Source organism: Streptomyces regalis (genome assembly GCF_001509475.1).
In the GTDB taxonomy this organism is placed as follows: Bacteria; Actinomycetota; Actinomycetes; order Streptomycetales; family Streptomycetaceae; genus Streptomyces; species Streptomyces regalis.
This window is the reverse complement of record NZ_LLZG01000130.1, coordinates 26616-42488: the sequence shown is the minus strand read 5'-3', so window position 1 is coordinate 42488 and position 15873 is coordinate 26616. Positions and strand designations below refer to the sequence as shown.

At 69.8% G+C, this 15873-nt stretch carries 14 protein-coding genes and 2 pseudogenes; 10 read left to right on the top strand and 6 right to left on the bottom strand.

Annotation, left to right across the window (positions count from 1 at the left end; translation table 11 throughout):
- Positions 1–232 precede the first annotated feature (232 nt).
- Both ADL12_RS18565 and lgt read right to left on the bottom strand, forming a co-directional pair.
- On the bottom strand, positions 233–655 hold the full coding sequence (locus ADL12_RS18565; RefSeq protein ID WP_062703779.1) for a DUF6069 family protein: 423 nt from the start codon (positions 653–655) through the stop codon (positions 233–235).
- Positions 656–712: 57 nt separating this feature from the next.
- Entirely contained in the window at positions 713–1552 is an 840-nt protein-coding gene (gene lgt / locus ADL12_RS18560) for a prolipoprotein diacylglyceryl transferase (RefSeq protein ID WP_062703778.1), read from the bottom strand.
- 178 nt (positions 1553–1730) lie between these two features.
- Here lgt and ADL12_RS18555 point away from each other — a divergent pair, with 178 nt between their 5' ends.
- Entirely contained in the window at positions 1731–2954 is a 1224-nt protein-coding gene (locus ADL12_RS18555; protein WP_107119955.1) for a sensor histidine kinase, read from the top strand.
- The gene (locus ADL12_RS18550; protein WP_062703776.1) at positions 2951–3598 is read left to right on the top strand and encodes a response regulator; all 648 of its coding nucleotides are present in this window, start codon (positions 2951–2953) and stop codon (positions 3596–3598) included. The genes ADL12_RS18555 and ADL12_RS18550 overlap by 4 nt, the downstream gene beginning before the upstream one ends.
- 1372 nt (positions 3599–4970) lie before the next feature.
- Here ADL12_RS18550 and ADL12_RS54030 read toward each other — a convergent pair.
- Positions 4971–5126 carry an alpha/beta fold hydrolase gene (locus ADL12_RS54030; protein WP_159053192.1) on the bottom strand — a complete coding sequence of 52 codons (156 nt, stop codon included), beginning with the start codon at positions 5124–5126 and terminating at the stop codon, positions 4971–4973.
- Between the two features lie 233 nt (positions 5127–5359).
- Here ADL12_RS54030 and ADL12_RS18545 point away from each other — a divergent pair, with 233 nt between their 5' ends.
- Together ADL12_RS18545 and ADL12_RS50525 are read left to right on the top strand one after the other, a co-directional pair.
- Positions 5360–7705: an RICIN domain-containing protein gene (locus tag ADL12_RS18545; protein ID WP_244187937.1), complete on the top strand. Its 2346-nt coding sequence runs from the start codon at positions 5360–5362 to the stop codon at positions 7703–7705.
- 343 nt (positions 7706–8048) lie between these two features.
- A pseudogene (locus tag ADL12_RS50525) lies at positions 8049–8546 on the top strand (GntR family transcriptional regulator); the annotation flags it as partial.
- A gap of 32 nt (positions 8547–8578) precedes the next feature.
- On the opposite strand, the pseudogene ADL12_RS18540 reads toward ADL12_RS50525, so the two are convergent.
- A pseudogene (locus tag ADL12_RS18540) lies at positions 8579–8944 on the bottom strand (response regulator); the annotation flags it as partial.
- A gap of 23 nt (positions 8945–8967) precedes the next feature.
- The gene (locus ADL12_RS18535) at positions 8968–10149 is read right to left on the bottom strand and encodes a sensor histidine kinase (protein WP_062703774.1); all 1182 of its coding nucleotides are present in this window, start codon (positions 10147–10149) and stop codon (positions 8968–8970) included.
- A 201-nt stretch (positions 10150–10350) separates the two neighbouring features.
- Here ADL12_RS18535 and ADL12_RS56505 point away from each other — a divergent pair, with 201 nt between their 5' ends.
- From ADL12_RS56505 to ADL12_RS18510, 6 genes are all read left to right on the top strand, one after another.
- The gene (locus tag ADL12_RS56505; RefSeq protein ID WP_244187936.1) at positions 10351–10599 is read left to right on the top strand and encodes a hypothetical protein; all 249 of its coding nucleotides are present in this window, start codon (positions 10351–10353) and stop codon (positions 10597–10599) included.
- A 15-nt stretch (positions 10600–10614) separates the two neighbouring features.
- Positions 10615–10968, top strand: a complete 354-nt coding sequence (locus tag ADL12_RS56500) for a phytoene desaturase family protein (protein ID WP_244187935.1) — start codon at positions 10615–10617, stop codon at positions 10966–10968.
- Positions 10969–11608: 640 nt separating this feature from the next.
- Positions 11609–11938, top strand: a complete 330-nt coding sequence (locus ADL12_RS55595; protein WP_208614563.1) for an RsbRD N-terminal domain-containing protein — start codon at positions 11609–11611, stop codon at positions 11936–11938.
- 72 nt (positions 11939–12010) lie between these two features.
- On the top strand, positions 12011–12910 hold the full coding sequence (locus ADL12_RS18520; RefSeq protein WP_063806683.1) for a PucR family transcriptional regulator: 900 nt from the start codon (positions 12011–12013) through the stop codon (positions 12908–12910).
- Positions 12907–13284, top strand: coding sequence for a tannase/feruloyl esterase family alpha/beta hydrolase (locus ADL12_RS54990; protein WP_244187938.1), 378 nt, complete (start codon positions 12907–12909; stop codon positions 13282–13284). Before ADL12_RS18520 ends, ADL12_RS54990 begins: the two co-directional genes overlap by 4 nt.
- 554 nt (positions 13285–13838) lie before the next feature.
- Positions 13839–14528 carry a phosphatase PAP2 family protein gene (locus tag ADL12_RS18510; protein ID WP_062703771.1) on the top strand — a complete coding sequence of 230 codons (690 nt, stop codon included), beginning with the start codon at positions 13839–13841 and terminating at the stop codon, positions 14526–14528.
- A gap of 12 nt (positions 14529–14540) precedes the next feature.
- Here the strand turns inward: ADL12_RS18510 and ADL12_RS18505 are convergent, their stop codons facing one another.
- Positions 14541–15866, bottom strand: coding sequence for a glutamate-1-semialdehyde 2,1-aminomutase (locus tag ADL12_RS18505; protein ID WP_062703770.1), 1326 nt, complete (start codon positions 15864–15866; stop codon positions 14541–14543).
- Between the last annotated feature and the right edge of the window lie 7 nt (positions 15867–15873).

Below are 15873 nucleotides of genomic sequence, written 5' to 3'. Positions count from 1 at the left end.
GAAGCCACAAGCGGCAGAAGTTTGAAAGCCACACCCGATGCCCCTGGGTGGGCCAACCATACGCAGGGCTCGCCCTGTCCCGCAGAACAACGTAGGGAATGTTGAGCGCACCGGCAGGCGGCAGAGGCACCTTGCAACAAGGCGCCGGTCGGAGGTTAGGGACGTACGGGTTCCCGAGTTCACGGAGCGCGTGAGCGCGACCAGCGGGGCCCAGGTGCCGACTGGCGCCTGGTCACCGAACCGAGCTCAGTGGCATGACCCTGTAGTACGTCGGCACTGTGATCACCGCGACCGTGACGTGCATCAGGAGCAGCGCCACCACACCGGTCACCTCGCCCTCGCCGAACTGGAAAAAGTCCGGCACGAAGGACAACACGACGACCGACGGGACGAGTCGGCGGAGCAGCCGTTCGGGATCGGGGGAGAACCTGCGGACGAGGGTCCACCCGACGGATCCTCCCAGCACTCCCAGCGCGGTCAGAGAGACGTACGACGAGGGCTCCAACGGGCCGAAGTCGTCCGGTGCACCGAGCGCGTGCGCCAGTACGGCGATCAACGCGTTCACCAGAGAGGACAGCAGGAAGGCGACGAACACACCTCCCGCCACCGTGATCGGACCCCGACGGGAGGGGAGCGTCTCAGAGACACGGGACATGGCAACTCCAAACGGATGCGAGGGACATTGGTCAGTTCTTGGGGCTACTGGTGGCATTCACTTGTTGAAAGAGACGGCGACGTCGACGCCGTCACGCCTGCCGGCTGCACGCCGTGTCGTAGCCACGAGGTAGTGGACGGCAACGGCGAAAACCAGCAGCGCGGTCCAGTCGTTCAGGCGCAGGCCGAGGATGTGGTGGGCCTCGTCCACCCGCAGGTACTCGATCCAGAAGCGACCTGCGCTGTACGCGGCGGCGTACAGCGCGAACGCCCGCCCCCGGTCGAGACGGAAACGGCGATCCGCCCACAGGATCAGGGCGACCACGCCGAGACACCACAACGACTCGTACAGGAACGCCGGGTGATAAGTGGCCAGGTTCGGGGTGTCCTCAGGCCGGTGCGCGGGGTCGATCTCCAGGGCCCAGGGGAGGGCGGTGGCCCGCCCGTAGAGCTCCTGGTTGAACCAGTTGCCCCAGCGGCCGATGGCCTGCCCCAGTGCGATGCCGGGAGCGACGGCGTCGGCGTACGCGGACAGCGGTACGCCGCTACGGCGGCAGCCGATCCAGGCGCCGACGGCACCACCGGCGACGGCGCCCCAGATACCGATACCGCCGTCCCAGATGAACAGGGCGCTGGCCGGATCACCACCCTTGCCGAAGTACGGCTCGCTGGAGGTGATCACGTGGTAGAGGCGGGCGCCGACCACGCCGAAGGGGACCGCCCACAGAGCGACGTCCGTCACGACGGTCCTCTCTCCGCCGCGTGCGGCCCATCGACGGCCACCCAGCCACACGGCGGCTGCGATGCCGAGGATCAGCATGAGTGAGTAGCCGCGCAGCGGCAGCGGGCCCAGGTGGACCTCACTGACGGACGGGCTGGGAATGAAGGCCAGGGTCACGGGTAGTTCCTCACAAGGGGCGGTGGAACAGCAGGCCGTCGGCTGTGGGGCCGATCGTCGCCGCCCGCGCCCTTCCCGCACATCGACCGATCGACGCGTCCTTCGTCCACCGATCGGTGAACCCGCCCCGCTGGTCGGCTGATTCTGCCGCTACGCGGCTGCACCTACTCTGTAGGCCATGGCACTGCAACAGGCGTGGGACCGGCAGCGGTGGAAGAGCATGGGGCAGCACGCCTTCTTCGTCACCGTGCTCGCCCTGTCCGTGCCGGGTGCGCTGGCCGGGGCGAACATGACGACCGGCGCCGCGCTGTCGCGGATCGGCCCGGCAGTGGGGCTCGCCCTTTGGTATGCGTATTGGATCGCGCTGCGCGGTGGCGCCGACCGCCCGCCGCTGCCCTACCTCGTCGGGGCCTTGTCCGGGTGGGCGGTCATGGCCACGGTGGACCCCGCGTTCCTCCCGGTCGCCATGGCGGTACTGAGCCCGTACTGGCTGCGGCGGGCCTGGTGGTCGGCCGGCGGGGTGCTGGTGCTGGGCGCCGCCTGGTCGTGGCAGAGCCTCACCACGGACGGCTCCGTCGACGTGCGGGCGCTCACGGGATGCGTACTTGGTACCGCCGTGGCGGTCACGATCACCTGCTACGTCGCGACCCTCGATCACGAGAGTCACAAGCGGCAGCGGCTCCTCGACGAGCTCACCGCCACCCAGGCCGAACGCGCGGCAGCGGAACGCCAGGCGGGCACCCTGGCCGAACGCCAGCGCCTGGCCCGCGAGGTCCACGACACGCTCACCCAGGGGTTCGCCTCCATCGCCATGCTGCTGGACGCCGCACGCGACGACCTGCCACTCGACTCCCCTGCGGCCCGCCGCGTCGAGCATGCCATGCGCACGGCCCGGGACAACCTCGCAGAGAGCCGCCGCCTAGTGCACGCTCTGCGCCCGGCGCCACTGGACCGCACGCACCTGGCAGAGGCGGTCCGTGAACTCACCGCCCTGCTCGCGGAGGAGACCGGCACCGAGGCCTACACGGTTGTGACCGGCCGCCCGGCCGCCCTGCCTCCCAGTACCGAGGGCGAGTTGCTGCGGGTCGTGCAGGAGGCACTGACCAACGCCCGGCGGCACGCCCGCGCGATGAGTGTCTCGGTCACGCTGTCGTACCTCGGCGACGTCCTGGCGATCGACATCCAGGACGACGGCACCGGGTTCGCACCCGTTGCCCGGCATACGGGCGTTGGCCTGATCACCATGCGGGAGCGCATTGCCGCTTTGCACGGCACGTTCGCGGTCGAAAGCTCCCCGGGCGAGGGTACGACCGTCGCCGTCACGGTGCCACTCCCGGTCGAGCCTTCCGCCTCCGACCCCTCAGCCGTGTCGGGCACCGAGCGGATGGCCCCGGCGTCATGAGGACGTCGGCCGGTCCCACGATCCGAGTCCTCCTCGCCGACGACCACCCCGTGGTCCGTGACGGGCTTGCCGCCATGCTCTCCACCCAGCCCGATCTCACGGTCGTCGGCGAAGCCGCCACCGGCGCCGAGGCACTGCGCCAGACCGCCTCACTCGCACCCGACGTCGTGCTGATGGACCTGCAGATGCCCGGCATGGACGGCACGACCGCGACCGCCGCCATCCGTGCCGCCCACCCCGAGGTGCGGGTACTCGTCCTGACCACCTACGACACGGACGCCGACATCACTGCCGCCGTCGACGCCGGCGCAGTCGGCTACCTGCTCAAGGACACCGGACGACACGAGCTCTGCGAGGCCGTTCGGACCGCGGCTCGGGGAGGCGCCGCACTGTCGCCCACGGTGGCCGCCAAGGTCCTCGCCCATATGCGCGGCGAGCGGGGCGCCGGCTTGTCCGGCAGGGAGCTCGAAATCCTGTCCGCCGTGGCCCGGGGGCAGAGCAACAAACAGATCGCCCGCGCCCTGCGCCTGTCGGAGGCCACTGTCAAGACCCATCTGCTGCACATCTACGCCAAGCTCGACGTCCGCGACCGGACCGCCGCCGTCACCGCCGCACTGGGCAGGGGAATCATCCGCATGGACTGAAGGCCTTACTGAAGGCACAGGGGTGTATGCCTGGCTCCGCACTGGAGGCAGGCGTCCCCATCGCGGCTCGACCGAGGTCGACTCGGAGTGCCTTCAGAGGAGCCACAGCCTGATCGACGCCGCCCTGACCTCGGCCGATTCGGGGCCAAACAGAGGGCGATTGCCTCTGACTGGCTCCGAGCAGCTCGGTCGAATCGGGGCCGAATCAGAGCGGTTTCCTCTGACTGCCTCCGGTCGCCTCTGCAACCCGTCCTAGCAGGTCACAACCGGTCCGATCCCGTAAAGCCGCAGGTCAGAAAGGTGCTCCAGGAATACCCGGCGTATAGCCCGACTCGTCTGCCGCCCTTTATTTCCGCAGGTCAGAGGCCATGTTTTCTCGCTGAACAAACTGTCCGGGTCGAATCGGGGCTGTAAGTATTGTCGTCCCTGTCTGACGCCCGGGGGATAATTCCGGCATTTCGGGCTCCAAATGCAGTCAGAAGTCCGTCGGCAGCGGAAATCGACGCCTCGGATGCATCGGGAGTATTTGTCCGGCGCGTCTCCCCGCTGGCACGCCCTGGCATCGGGCGGCGGCGTGTGTTCCGGGTTCGGCAACAGGCTCGCGTGACGTATCTGTGGTGTCCATGGAAGTTGCACGTGCCACTTCGGCGAAACGCACGCTCGATCGAAGCCGTTCAGGGACCATGGTGGGCCGATCCGAGCAGCTACCCGGGGCAAGCTGGTGCCGGTGGCTGCCCCCAGTCCGCCCCAGGGTGGCACCGAGCACGCTGCCGTCTCAGGCGCTGCTGACCAGACAGGGCACGCCGTGAGGGTCTCCGTCAGCTGCCCGGCGGGCAGGCTCTTGCTGCTGATTGAGATGTGGCGGCGGCACCGCTGGCGCTGAGGTGCGCGCCTTGTGCGGTCGCTGTTACTCCGCGCACTGTTCCCGTAACGTCCGCGCCTGGGCTCGCCGATCACCCCGACCGGATCGAGCTGCACGTTCCTGCCGTCGTACTCGCCGGAGCTGAACCCCGACGAACTGGTCAACGCCGCCCTCAGACGCAGCCTGCCCATGCGCAGCCGGGCCCGCGACCAGGCCCGACTCTCGGGCGGCACATGCCGGTTCTTCCGGGCCGCCGGCGTCGGCCGCACATCGTCCGCGGCTACTTCGGCGGCGCCCACGTCTGCTACGTTCTCGAACAGAACCGATTGGGTTTCGGATCAGTAGGGGCCGTCGTGCAAGAGCCCGGCGACTACGAAACCTGCCCGCATCCGATGCGAGACGCCGCGCAAGGCGCTGCGCGACGGCTGACGCCGCCTGGTCGGTCAGGTCGGCCCGGGCCGCGGACGTCTGGGGAGTCCGCCTGCCGTGTCCCTCGCGGCCCGATACCGGTCAGTCGGCGGTTTGCTCCGAGAGCCCCGCCAGAAAGTCCAGCAGACGTCGGTTGACCTGATCAGGGGCCTCCTCCTGTATCCAGTGCGTCACCCCGGGCAGGATGTCGGCGCCGCGCAGGTCGGTGACGTGGCCGTCCATCAGCGACGGCGGCATGAACTGCAGTACCGGGTCCTTCTCGCCGCCGATGTACAGGGCGGGCTGGTCGACGGTGCGGCCGTCGTAGGGGGCCAGCAGCTCCCAGTTGCGGTCGAAGTTGCGGTACCAGTTCAGCGGTCCGGTCCAGCCGTTCCGCTTCAGCGAGGCGATCAGCGCCTGGTCCTCGGGGGAGGGGGCTCACCGGGCGAGCACCGTCGCCCGCGTATGCCGCGACCAACACCGCGATCACCGTGGACGGCACCAGCAGCGGCCGTACCTTCGACGGTGTCGGAGCGATCAGCGGAGGCGGCGGCAACACGCGCCTGCTGTACGACTACCCGGCCACTCAGCGCGACCAGGTCCTCGACTACCTGTTCAAGCCGGGCTACGGCGCGAACCTGCAGATCCTCAAGGTGGAGATAGGCGGTGACACCAACTCCACCAACGGCGCCGAGGCCAGCCACCAGCACACCAGGGGCACCGTCAACTGCGACGCCGGCTACCAGTGGTGGCTGATGGAGCAGGCCAAGGCCCGTAACCCGGGCATCAAGATCCTCGGCATGCCCTGGGGTGCGCCCGGCTGGATCGGAAACGGCACCTTCCACTCCCAGGACATGATCGACTACTACGTGTCCTGGCTGAACTGCGCCAAGCAGCACAATCTGACGGTCGACTACCTCGGTGGCTGGAACGAGAAGGACTACGTCGCCTCCTGGTACGTGAGCCTGAAGTCGGCCCTGCGGGCGAACGGCTACTCCTCGGTCAAGCTGGTCGGCGGCGACAACTGGGGAGACAACGCCTGGAAGATCGCCACCGACATGAAGAACAACAACGCCCTGTACGACGCCGTGGACATCGCCGGCGGCCACTACACATGCGGTGGCATCTCCGCGATGACGACCTGCTCGTCCACTTCCGATGCCCAGACCCTCGGCAAGCCGATCTGGGCCAGTGAGAACGGATCGCAGGACGCCGAGACCGGTGCTGCGCCGGTGGCCCGCGCCCTCAACCGCGGCTACCTCGACGCCAAGACCACCGCGTACATCAACTGGCCGATCGTCGCGTCCATCTACCAGAACCTCGACTTCGAGACCGTCGGCCTGGTCAACGCCAACCAGCCCTGGTCCGGCAACTACCGCGTGGGCCGCACCGCCTGGGTCATCGCGCAGACGACCCAGTTCACCTCGCCCGGCTGGAAGTACCTCGACACCGCCGGCGGCTACCTGGCGGGCAACCGCGTCAACGGCAGCTACGTCAGCTACGCCGCCCCCGACAAGAGCGCCTGGAGCACTGTCCTGGAGACGACGCAGGCCACCGAGGCGCAGACGGTCAACCTCAAGGTGGCGGGCGGGCTTCCCGGCGGCACCCTGCGGGTGTGGTCCACCGACCTGTCGCAGCCCGGCAAGGACACGCCGAGCATGGTGCGCGGCGCCGACCTGACGGCGACCAACGGAACGTACACGCTCACCCTGCAGCCCGGGCGTGTCTACACGGTGACCACCACCAGCGGGCAACTCCCCGGCACGGTCACCTCCCCCCAGCGCAGCCAGCTCGCGCTGCCGTACTCGGACACCTTCGCCGGCTACAGCGCCGGACGCGAGGCCAAGTACTTCGCCACCATGAACGGCGCGTTCGAGTCGGCCTCCTGCGCCGGCGGGCGCACCGGCCAGTGCCTGCGCCAGATGGCACAGGTCCAGCCGATCAAGTGGACCCATGAGAACAGCACCCAGCCTTACACGATCATGGGCGAGCTGGGCTGGAGCAACTACACGGTCAGTTCGGACGTGCTGCTGGAGAAGAGCGGCAGCGCCGCCGAGATCCTCGGCCGGGTCGGCACCCAGGGCCGTAACAACGGTGGTCTGAACGCCTACCACTTGCGCCTGTCCGACACCGGCGCCTGGTCGGTGCTGAAGACGAGCTGGACCACGAACAACACCTGGATCTGGACCACTTTGGCCAGCGGCACCGTGTCCGCCCCGGGCACGAATACCTGGCACAAGCTGTCCCTCGGCTTCCAAGGCTCCACGATCACCGCCAAGATCGACGGCAACACAGTCGGCACGGTCACCGACAACAGCTTCGGCGGCGGCCTGGCCGGCCTCGGCACCGCCGGGTACTACCCCGTCCAGTACTCCAACCTGTCCATCACCCCCGGAACGATCCCCGACCTCTCCGGCACCTACAAGATCGTCAGCGTGCGGAGCAGCAAGGCGCTCGACGCCTCCGGAGGCGGTACCGCCAACGGCACGCCGATCATTCAGTGGACCGACACCGGCAGCACCAACCAGCAGTGGAGGCTGGCCCGCAACAGCGCCGGCTACTACTCCATCACCGGTGTCGCCGGCAACAAGGCGCTGGACATCCCCTTCGCCACCACCTCGCCCAACACCCAGTTCCAGCTGTGGACCCCCACCGGCCAGCCGAACCAGCAGTGGCAGATCGCCCCGGCCGACAACGGCAACTTCACCATCGAGTCGCGCTTGAACGCCTACAACGTCGCCATCGACGCGAACTCCACCGCCGACGGCGCGGGCATCGTCCAGTGGCCCACCACCGGCGCCACCAACCAGCAGTGGAAGCTGGTGAAGATCAACTGACCCTGACGCTGTGAGCCCCAGGGCGGGGCAGGCCGGACCTCGGCCTGCCCCGCCCTGTTCGCAGGGGGCGACCGAACGGTACAACCAGGACCGTTGGGGTTACTGACGGGCTGGCCGACAGGTGGCCGTCGAAGGTGACGCCGAAGGCGTCAAGCGCGGTCTTCCAGCGGCTGGCCCAGCGGGTCTGCAGCTGCCGGTGAGGTATCGGTGGCAGGCTGCACTCCTTCGGCCGCCGCACGGGCTGCCGTCGCACACCGGCCGGCGTGGGGGCGCGGCAGGCCCTGGGCCGCTTCTCCTGGTGGTGAACCCTTGGGCGGATGACCTCGCCAGTCTGTATACACAAATGTGTGCGGCAGGATCGGCGAGGAGTTCCGTGGCTCGGGCAACCGGTAAGAGTGAGGCGGTCTACGAGCAGCTGAAGAGTGACATCGAGTCGCTGCGGCTGCGGCCGGGGGCCAAGCTGAGCGAGGTCCAGCTGGGCGAGGAGCTGGGTGCTTCGCGGACGCCGGTGCGGGAGGCGATCCGGCGGCTGGCCCGTGAGGGGCTGGTCGATTTCGTGCCGGGGGAGGTGGCCCGGGTGGCCGCGATCTCGTTGGGCGGAGTGCGGGCCCGGTTCGAGTTCCGGATGCTCCTGGAGCCGCGTGCGGCCGCGTCGGTCGCGTCGGCGGGGGCGGCCGACGAGCGCGTGCTGGTGCCGTTCCGTGAACTGCTGGAGCGGCTGGAGGAGTTCGACGCGTCCTTCCGTGCACTGGACGCCGCCGCGCAGGCGCGGTCCTACCAGAAGTTCTACGAGGTGACCGAGGGCTTCGACCAGGCCGTCATCGCCGCCTGCCGCAACCCCTACCTCGCCCGGACGATCCGTGACCTGCGCAGCGAGACCGTACGGCTGGCGTCGAGGAGCTGCGCCGGTTCGACGCCCTTGCCCAGGAAGCCGCTCGCGCCTGCCCGGAGGGCTTCGATGACCAGGTCGTCCTCCTCGAAGGTGGTCAGGACGAGGACCTTGACTCCGGCCAGATCCTCGTCCTGAGCGATCAGCCGCGTGGCCTCGATGCCGTCGACCTCGGGCATCCGGATGTCCATCACCACGACGTCCGCGCGCTCGGACAGGGCCAGCTGGGCCGCCTCCCTCCCGTTGGAGGCCTCCGCGACGACGTCCATGTCGGGCTGTGCGTTGATGAGCAGCCGGAAGGTGCCGCGGAGCAGGGCCTGGTCGTCGGCGAGCAGGACGCGAATGGTCATGGGCGGTGGTTCCTCACGGGGTGTCAGGCAGTTGCGGAAGAGAGCGAGAGCGGCAGCTCGGCGACGACCTGGAAGCCGCCTTCGGGACGCGGGCCGGCGGTGACGGTGCCGCCGATGGCGGTGGCGCGCTCGTGCATGCCGAACAGTCCGTGGCCGCTGCCCGCGCCCTTCGGTGCGCCCGGGCGTCCGTCGTCCGTCACGGTGACCCGGACTGAGTGCACGCCGTAGTCCAGGACCACCGAGGCGCGGGACGCGGACGCGTGCTTGTGCGTGTTGGTGAGGGCTTCCTGGATGATGCGGTAGGCGGTCAGGTCGGTTGCGGGCGCCAGCGGCGAGGGACCGCCCGTGCTGGTCACCGACACGGACAGCCCGCTCGCCTCGAACCCGCCCACGAGGCTGTCGAGATCGGCCAGGCGCGGGATGGTGGCCCGCGATCCCGGCGCGTCGTCGGGCTGACACAACAGGCCGACGGTGGCGCGCAGTTCGTCGAGGGCAGCGCGGCTGTTGTCCTTGATGTGGGCCAGCGCCTCGTACGCCTGCTCGGGGTTGGCGCGCATGAGGTGGTGCGCCACACCGGCCTGGGCGTTGACCAGGTTGATGTGGTGGGCGACGACATCGTGCAGATCGCGCGCGATGCGCACGCGCTCCTCGGTGACCCGGCGCCGGGCCTCCACTTCCTGCATGAGCTCGGCACGCTCCGCGCGTTCCCGGGCCGCCGCGAGGTTCTCCCGGCGGCTGCGCACGGCACGGCCCAGAGCGGTGGCCGCGAGCGCGAAGTCCAACCGCAGCAGACTGGCCCCCGCCACCACGGACTCCGCATGGGTGGCGGCGTGGACACCGGTGATCGCCACGGCCGCGGCCACCCCGACCGTCCACGCGGTGCGTCGGCTGCCGAGGGCGGCGAGGGTGTACAGGGCGATCAGGCTCGCCGTCGGGGGCGGCGCGATGTGCGAGGCGACGGCCATCAGCGTGAGGTCGCCCGCCACCCTGAACAGGGCGACCCCCAGCGGCCAGCGGCTCCGGAAGGCCAGAGGCATGCACGACGGCGCTGTCCACACGACCTCATGCCAACGAGGCTCCTGCCAGCCGTCCTGACCGGCGGCGGTCGCCGCCGCGGCGATCACGACCAGGGGTACCGTGGGCAGGACGTCTGTGATCCGGTCATGACGGGCCAGCCACTGTTGCCACACGATGGGCAGTTCCATTCCCATCGTCCAACCGGGACTTCTACCTCAAGAAGCGGGGCGAGGGCTGCAAGCACGTTCAGGCCGTCATCGCCCTGGCCCGGCGACGGGCCAGCGTCCGGTGCGCTGAACACCCTGATCCGGCTGCTGCCGGACCGCACTCCCGAAGCCGCCCGGCTCGTCGAGTCGCTGCACAGCGTCGGCTTTTCACAGACGTACGTCATGCTCAACATCGGGATCCGGGAATCCGGCGACCGGCTCGACCTGGATCCGGCCAACATTTGGGCCCACGCCGGACCCGACATCGACGACAACATATCCGCGTTCGAGGCCGACCCCGAGCACCGTGCCATGCCGACGTACTTCATCACCTTCCCGTCCGTGAAGGACCCGTCCTGGGAAAGCCTCTATCCGGGACGTACCACCATCGACGTCGCGGGGCTGACCACCTGGTCGTTGTTCGAGCCGTAGGCGGGAAGCGCCTGGATGCGCCGGGGCGCCGACCACGAGCGCCTCAAGGGCAGGCTGGCCGAGGAACTGCTGGGCCAGGTCTTCCACTTCTGTCCCCGACTGGAGGGCCGCATCGACCACACCGAGCTGGCCACGCCGCTCAGCTTCAACCACTTCTTCGGCAGGGAGAGGGGCGACTTCATGTCCTTCGCCCACACCCCGCAACGGTTCGCCCTGCGTGACCTCGGCGCCCACACCCACGTGCCCGGCCTCCTCCTCACCGGCCAGGACGTCGCATTGGCCGGTGTCAGCGGCGCCGTCATGGGCGGCGTCGTCGCCGCCTCCGCAGCCCTGGAGCGCGACGCACTGGAGGACCTCGCAACCGGATGAACGGCGGCCCGTTGAGGGCCATGCCGGGTGCCGTGCAGGTCTGCGGCAGCGTCACCATTACCAGGAAGGACAACATCCTCCGGCTCGCCGACGAACTCGACCCGCGGAACATCCTGGCAGCGGTCGGGGCTCCGGCGGCCGCCGGGCCGGCCGCCGCGGCCCAGCAGGAGCAGGTCCATCGGGGCCGTGTGCCCCGTCCCGGTCGCGGCGCGCCTTGCTTCATTGACGGCGACATCCCCTTCGACTCCGCCCTTCTCACGGGCGCGGCCAGGCCGGGATTCTCGCGTCTCTCCCGGGCGAACCGATCACCTTGGCGACCGTGACCGCAGCCTTCAAGAGCCGTAGCGATCTGCCGGTCGGCGCCCCACTCAGGACACCGAGGGTGTGCTCATGGCCCGTGAAGAACGCTTCCTGCCCCCCGGAGGCGAAGAGCCGGTGCGCGACCTTGTTCGAATACGGCGGCGGAACCCGAAGAGGTAGCAGCCCGCCGCCTGCCCGGCCAGACGCACCGCCCCCCCCCCGAAGTCGACCCCGGCCTCCGCCCCGGCGCGGGGCGACTGCGGCACGAACGCCTTGCAGCGGCGGTTCGTCACGCTGCTCTCCGCGCCCGACAGCGTCATGGCTCGCCTAGGCTGAGCCCGTGACGCGCCCACCAGGTGAGGTGGCCACCCTCAGCGAGGTGGCCGACGTTGTCGCCGCTCAGCGGCTGTCGCTGGCCGAGGCGGCTCTGGAGGCCATGCGGGCGGAGATCCCCCGTTACGCCGCCCTCGCGGACGAAGCGCTGCTGGCCGACGTGGTCGCCCACGTGACGGAGGCGATCGACGCGCTCAGCGTCAGCCTCGCACACGGCAGGCCGGTCACGGACGAGGATGTGGCGTTCGTCCGCCCGCATGCCGCGCGGCGGGCCCGGCAGGGCATGCCCCTCGTGGATTTCATGCACGCGCTGCGCATCGCGCACCGCCTGATGTAGGAGGCGATCGCCGACTGGGCGGTGCGCAGAACCGGTGGGCGTGACGTCGCTCTGGAAGCGGGCGGACTCGTCATGGAACTGATCAACCGGGGCAGTACGGTCGCGGCCCGGGCTTATCTGAACGAGGAACAGTTCCTGGCCTTGGAGGGCGACCGGGTGCGCCGGGACCTGCTCGAAGACCTGATCGCAGGGCGGGAGCCGGCGCCGGGACCACGACTGACCGCGGCCACGAAGGCCGGGCTGCATCCCGACACGCCGTGCGCCGTGATGGTGGCGGCCCCTGTGAGTTCCGTCGGCGACCCCTACGGCTTCCGTTCCGCCGCCTTGCTTCTGGGGCAGGCAGCAGGCGACCCGGCTCGTGCGCTGACCGTGCTGCGGCAAGACGAGATCGTGATCGTGCGGGCGCTGCGCGACAGCGCCGGCACCCTGTCCGGGGAACCCGTGAGGACGGCCTGGCGAACCCTCGCCGACCAGGGGACACGGCTGGCGGTGGGCATCAGCACGCGGTACGACACCGTCATCGACCTGGGAAAGGCGTACCACGAGGCCGTCTCCGCGCTGGGCACTCTTCCAGCGGAGGGTGGCGTCATCTGCCTGTCCGATCTCAGCGTGCTCGACTACCTGACCCTCCGAGCGGACGAAACCGCTGCACGGATCGTGCCGACGGCGCTCCGCACCTTCGTCCCCGAGGACTCCAGGGCGGACGGCACCCTGATCAGGACGGTGGAGGAGTACGCGGCCAACGATCTGAACGTGAAGGCCGCGTCCCAGCGGCTCGGTGTCCACATCAACACGGCACATCACCGTCTGGCTCGTGTCGAGGAACGGACGGGGTGCGACCTGCGCAGGCTCGTCGACCTCCAGGAGCTGCTGATCGCGATCAGACTGTTCGGGGGCGGCTCCGGCACCGTGGCTTCGACCAGTCCCACAAGGAGTGGGGCCCCGTTGTCGGCACGGACGCCCCCGACCTGAGTGCCTTCCGCGCCGCCGGCGGCAAACTGCTCCTCTGGCACGGGCTGGCCGACCAGCTGATCCCTCCCCAGGGAACGACCAGCTACTACCAGCAGGTCACTGCCGCGATGGGCGGCAGGGCCAAGACCGAGCAGTTCGCCCGCCTCTTCACGGCACCGGGCGTGGGCCACTGCCGGGGCGGGTCCGGCGCCGCCCCGGCCGACCCACTGGCGGCCCTGGTGAAGTGGGTCGAACAGGGCAAGGCCCCCACCACGCTGCTCGCCGAGAACGGGTCCATGAGCCGGCCACTGTGCCTGTGGCCGGCCGTCGCCCACTACGACGGACACGGCAGCACGAACGACGCCGCCAACTTCCGCTGCACGGGGCGCCGGTGACGCGCTGAGCGTCTCGGCCGGTGGCAAGCCGCTGGAAGTTGACAAGGAACCCCCAGGTCTCTCACCTGGGGGTTTCATCGTGGAGCCAGTAGAAAACATCGCGTGCTCACCTGGACAGCGCCCTCAGAGCACTCACTTGGACCATGTCCTACGGCCAGGTGGTTGCGGGGATTCCGCTCGTCGCGGTGGTTGAGTGGTTCGCTGGACTCGATGCCATTGCGGGGGATGCGCACGCCATGTGTTGTGTGTTCGCCCCCTTGAATTCGCAGACGCCGATCAGGCCGAGGTAGAGGCCCGCGTCCACTTCATTGGTTGGTTAGGGTGGCAAGTAGGGGCTTGCTGGTGGGGAGTTGGCATCGGGGAGTTGGCATCCGCAGAAGCCGAAGGCCCGACGGGAGGGGGAAGGTGTATCGCATCTGCCGGATGGTCTGCGACGGTGTGCGGGCTTTTCCCTGTCTCGGTCATGAGCGGGGTGTTCGGCTCGACCGCCGGCACGGGAACACCATCTGCCGATCACGGCAAGGCATCGCAGGTCGACCGGACACGGGGGGCGTGTGACCGGCCGGTCGGGGCCCGCGGTGCCGGCCCCATCGCTGCGCGTGTGGCTCGGACTGATGGCGACCCTCGCCGCGTTGGTGGTCGGCGTGCTCGGGGTCCTGTACGCCGGCCACAGCGAGCCCGGCAGGGTGGACAGGTGGATCATCCAGCCGACGGCGGACAGTGTGCGGCCGCCGTGGCGGTACGTCGCTCTGGCCACGGACTTCTTGGGCGAGCCCGCCGGAGCAGCGATGCTGATCGTCGCTGCCGTGACCGGCTGTCTGCTGCTCCGGCGTCCTCGCGCGGCGGTGCTCGTCGTTGGCGGCGCCGCCATGACCGTGGGGACGACGACGCTGCTCAAGCCCCTGGTGGGACGCACCATCCACGGCGACGGCAACCTGTCCTATCCGAGCGGGCACACCGCCTTCCTCACCGCGCTCGCCCTCATCGTGGCGCTGCTCGCGACCGGCCGGCTCGGCCTCGGCAGGACGGCAGGCATGACACTCGTGCTCGCCGCGGCGCTGGTTGCCGGCGCCGCCATGGGCTGGGCACAGGTCGCCCTGGGCGCGCACTATCCGACCGATGTCCTCGGCGGCTGGTGCACCGCGCTGGCGGTGGTACCGGCGACCGCGTGGCTGGTCGACCGGATGGCCGACCGGCTGGTCGATCACCGGATGGCCGACGCCGGTCGGCGGGAGCATCGCTGACGTCACGTCACGTCACGCCAAGCGGCGGAATACGGGCTTCACCGGTCGTCCCCCCAGCCAAGGGGCGGGGTCGGCGGCGTCCAGTGCCTTCCGGTACACCGCACATGCCTGGGCCACCACGTCGACGGTGTGATCGATGTCGGCGTCGCTGAGCGCACTGCTCACCACGAACGACGGGGCCAGCACCCCGCCCGCGAGGAGGCGGCGCAGGAACAGGGTGCGGTACTGCTGCGACGGCTGCCGGTTCTCGTCGAGGGTGGCGAAGACCAGGTTGCTGGCCCGGCCCCGGACGACGATGTGGTCGCCGACGCCCATGCCGGCCGCGGCCTCGCGGACACCGGCGGCCAACCGCTCGCCGAGGGCGTGCAGCCGCGCGGTGATGCCCTCCTCGACGTAGGTGGCCTGCACGGCCATCGCGGCCGCCAGGGAGTGCGTTTCCGCGCCGTGCGTGGTGGACAGCAGGAACACCCGGTCGCCGGAGTGACGCAGCCCGCCCCGCTCCATCAGGTCGCGGCGCCCGGCCAGCGCGGAGACCGCGAACCCGTTGCCCAGCGCCTTGCCGAACGTGGAGAGGTCGGGCACGACGCCGTACAGGCCCTGGGCGCCCGCCTCGGACCAGCGGAAGCCGGTGATCATCTCATCGAAGACCAGTACGCAGCCGTGCCGGTCGGCCAGCTCGCGCAGGCCGGTGAGGTACCCGGGCGGCGGCTCGGTGTGGGTGGCGGGTTCGAGGATCAGGCAGGCGACCTCGTCCTGGTACCGGGTGAGCATCTCCTCCGTGGCGGCCAGATCGCCGTAAGGGAACGTCACGGTGAGCTCGTTGGTCGACTCCGGGATGCCGGCGGACATCGGCGTCGTACCGATGAACCAGTCGTCGACGGAGAAGAACGGATGGTCGGCGCAGAGGGCCACCCGCGGGCGCCCGGTGGCGGCGCGGGCGAGGCGCACCGCGGCGGTGGTGGCGTCGGAGCCGTTCTTCGCGAACTTCACCATCTCGGCGGTCGGCACCGTGGCCAGGAAGCGTTCCGCCGCCTCGACCTCCACGATGGACGGCCGGACGAAGTTGCTGCCGCGGTCGAGCTCGCGTCGCACCGCCTCGGTCACGCGGGGGTGGGCGTGGCCGAGACTGACCGAGCGCAGGCCGGAGCCGTACTCGATATAGCGGTTGCCGTCGACGTCCCATACGTGGGCACCGCGGCCGTGGCTGATGACCGGGGCCAGGTTCTCGGGGTACTGGTCGTCGCCCTTGGCGTAGGTGTGCGCGCCGCCGGGGATCAGGGCGTGCAGCCGCTCGTTCGCGGCCTGCGACCGGGGGAGGAGGAACTCTTCGGTGTCCACGCCGACT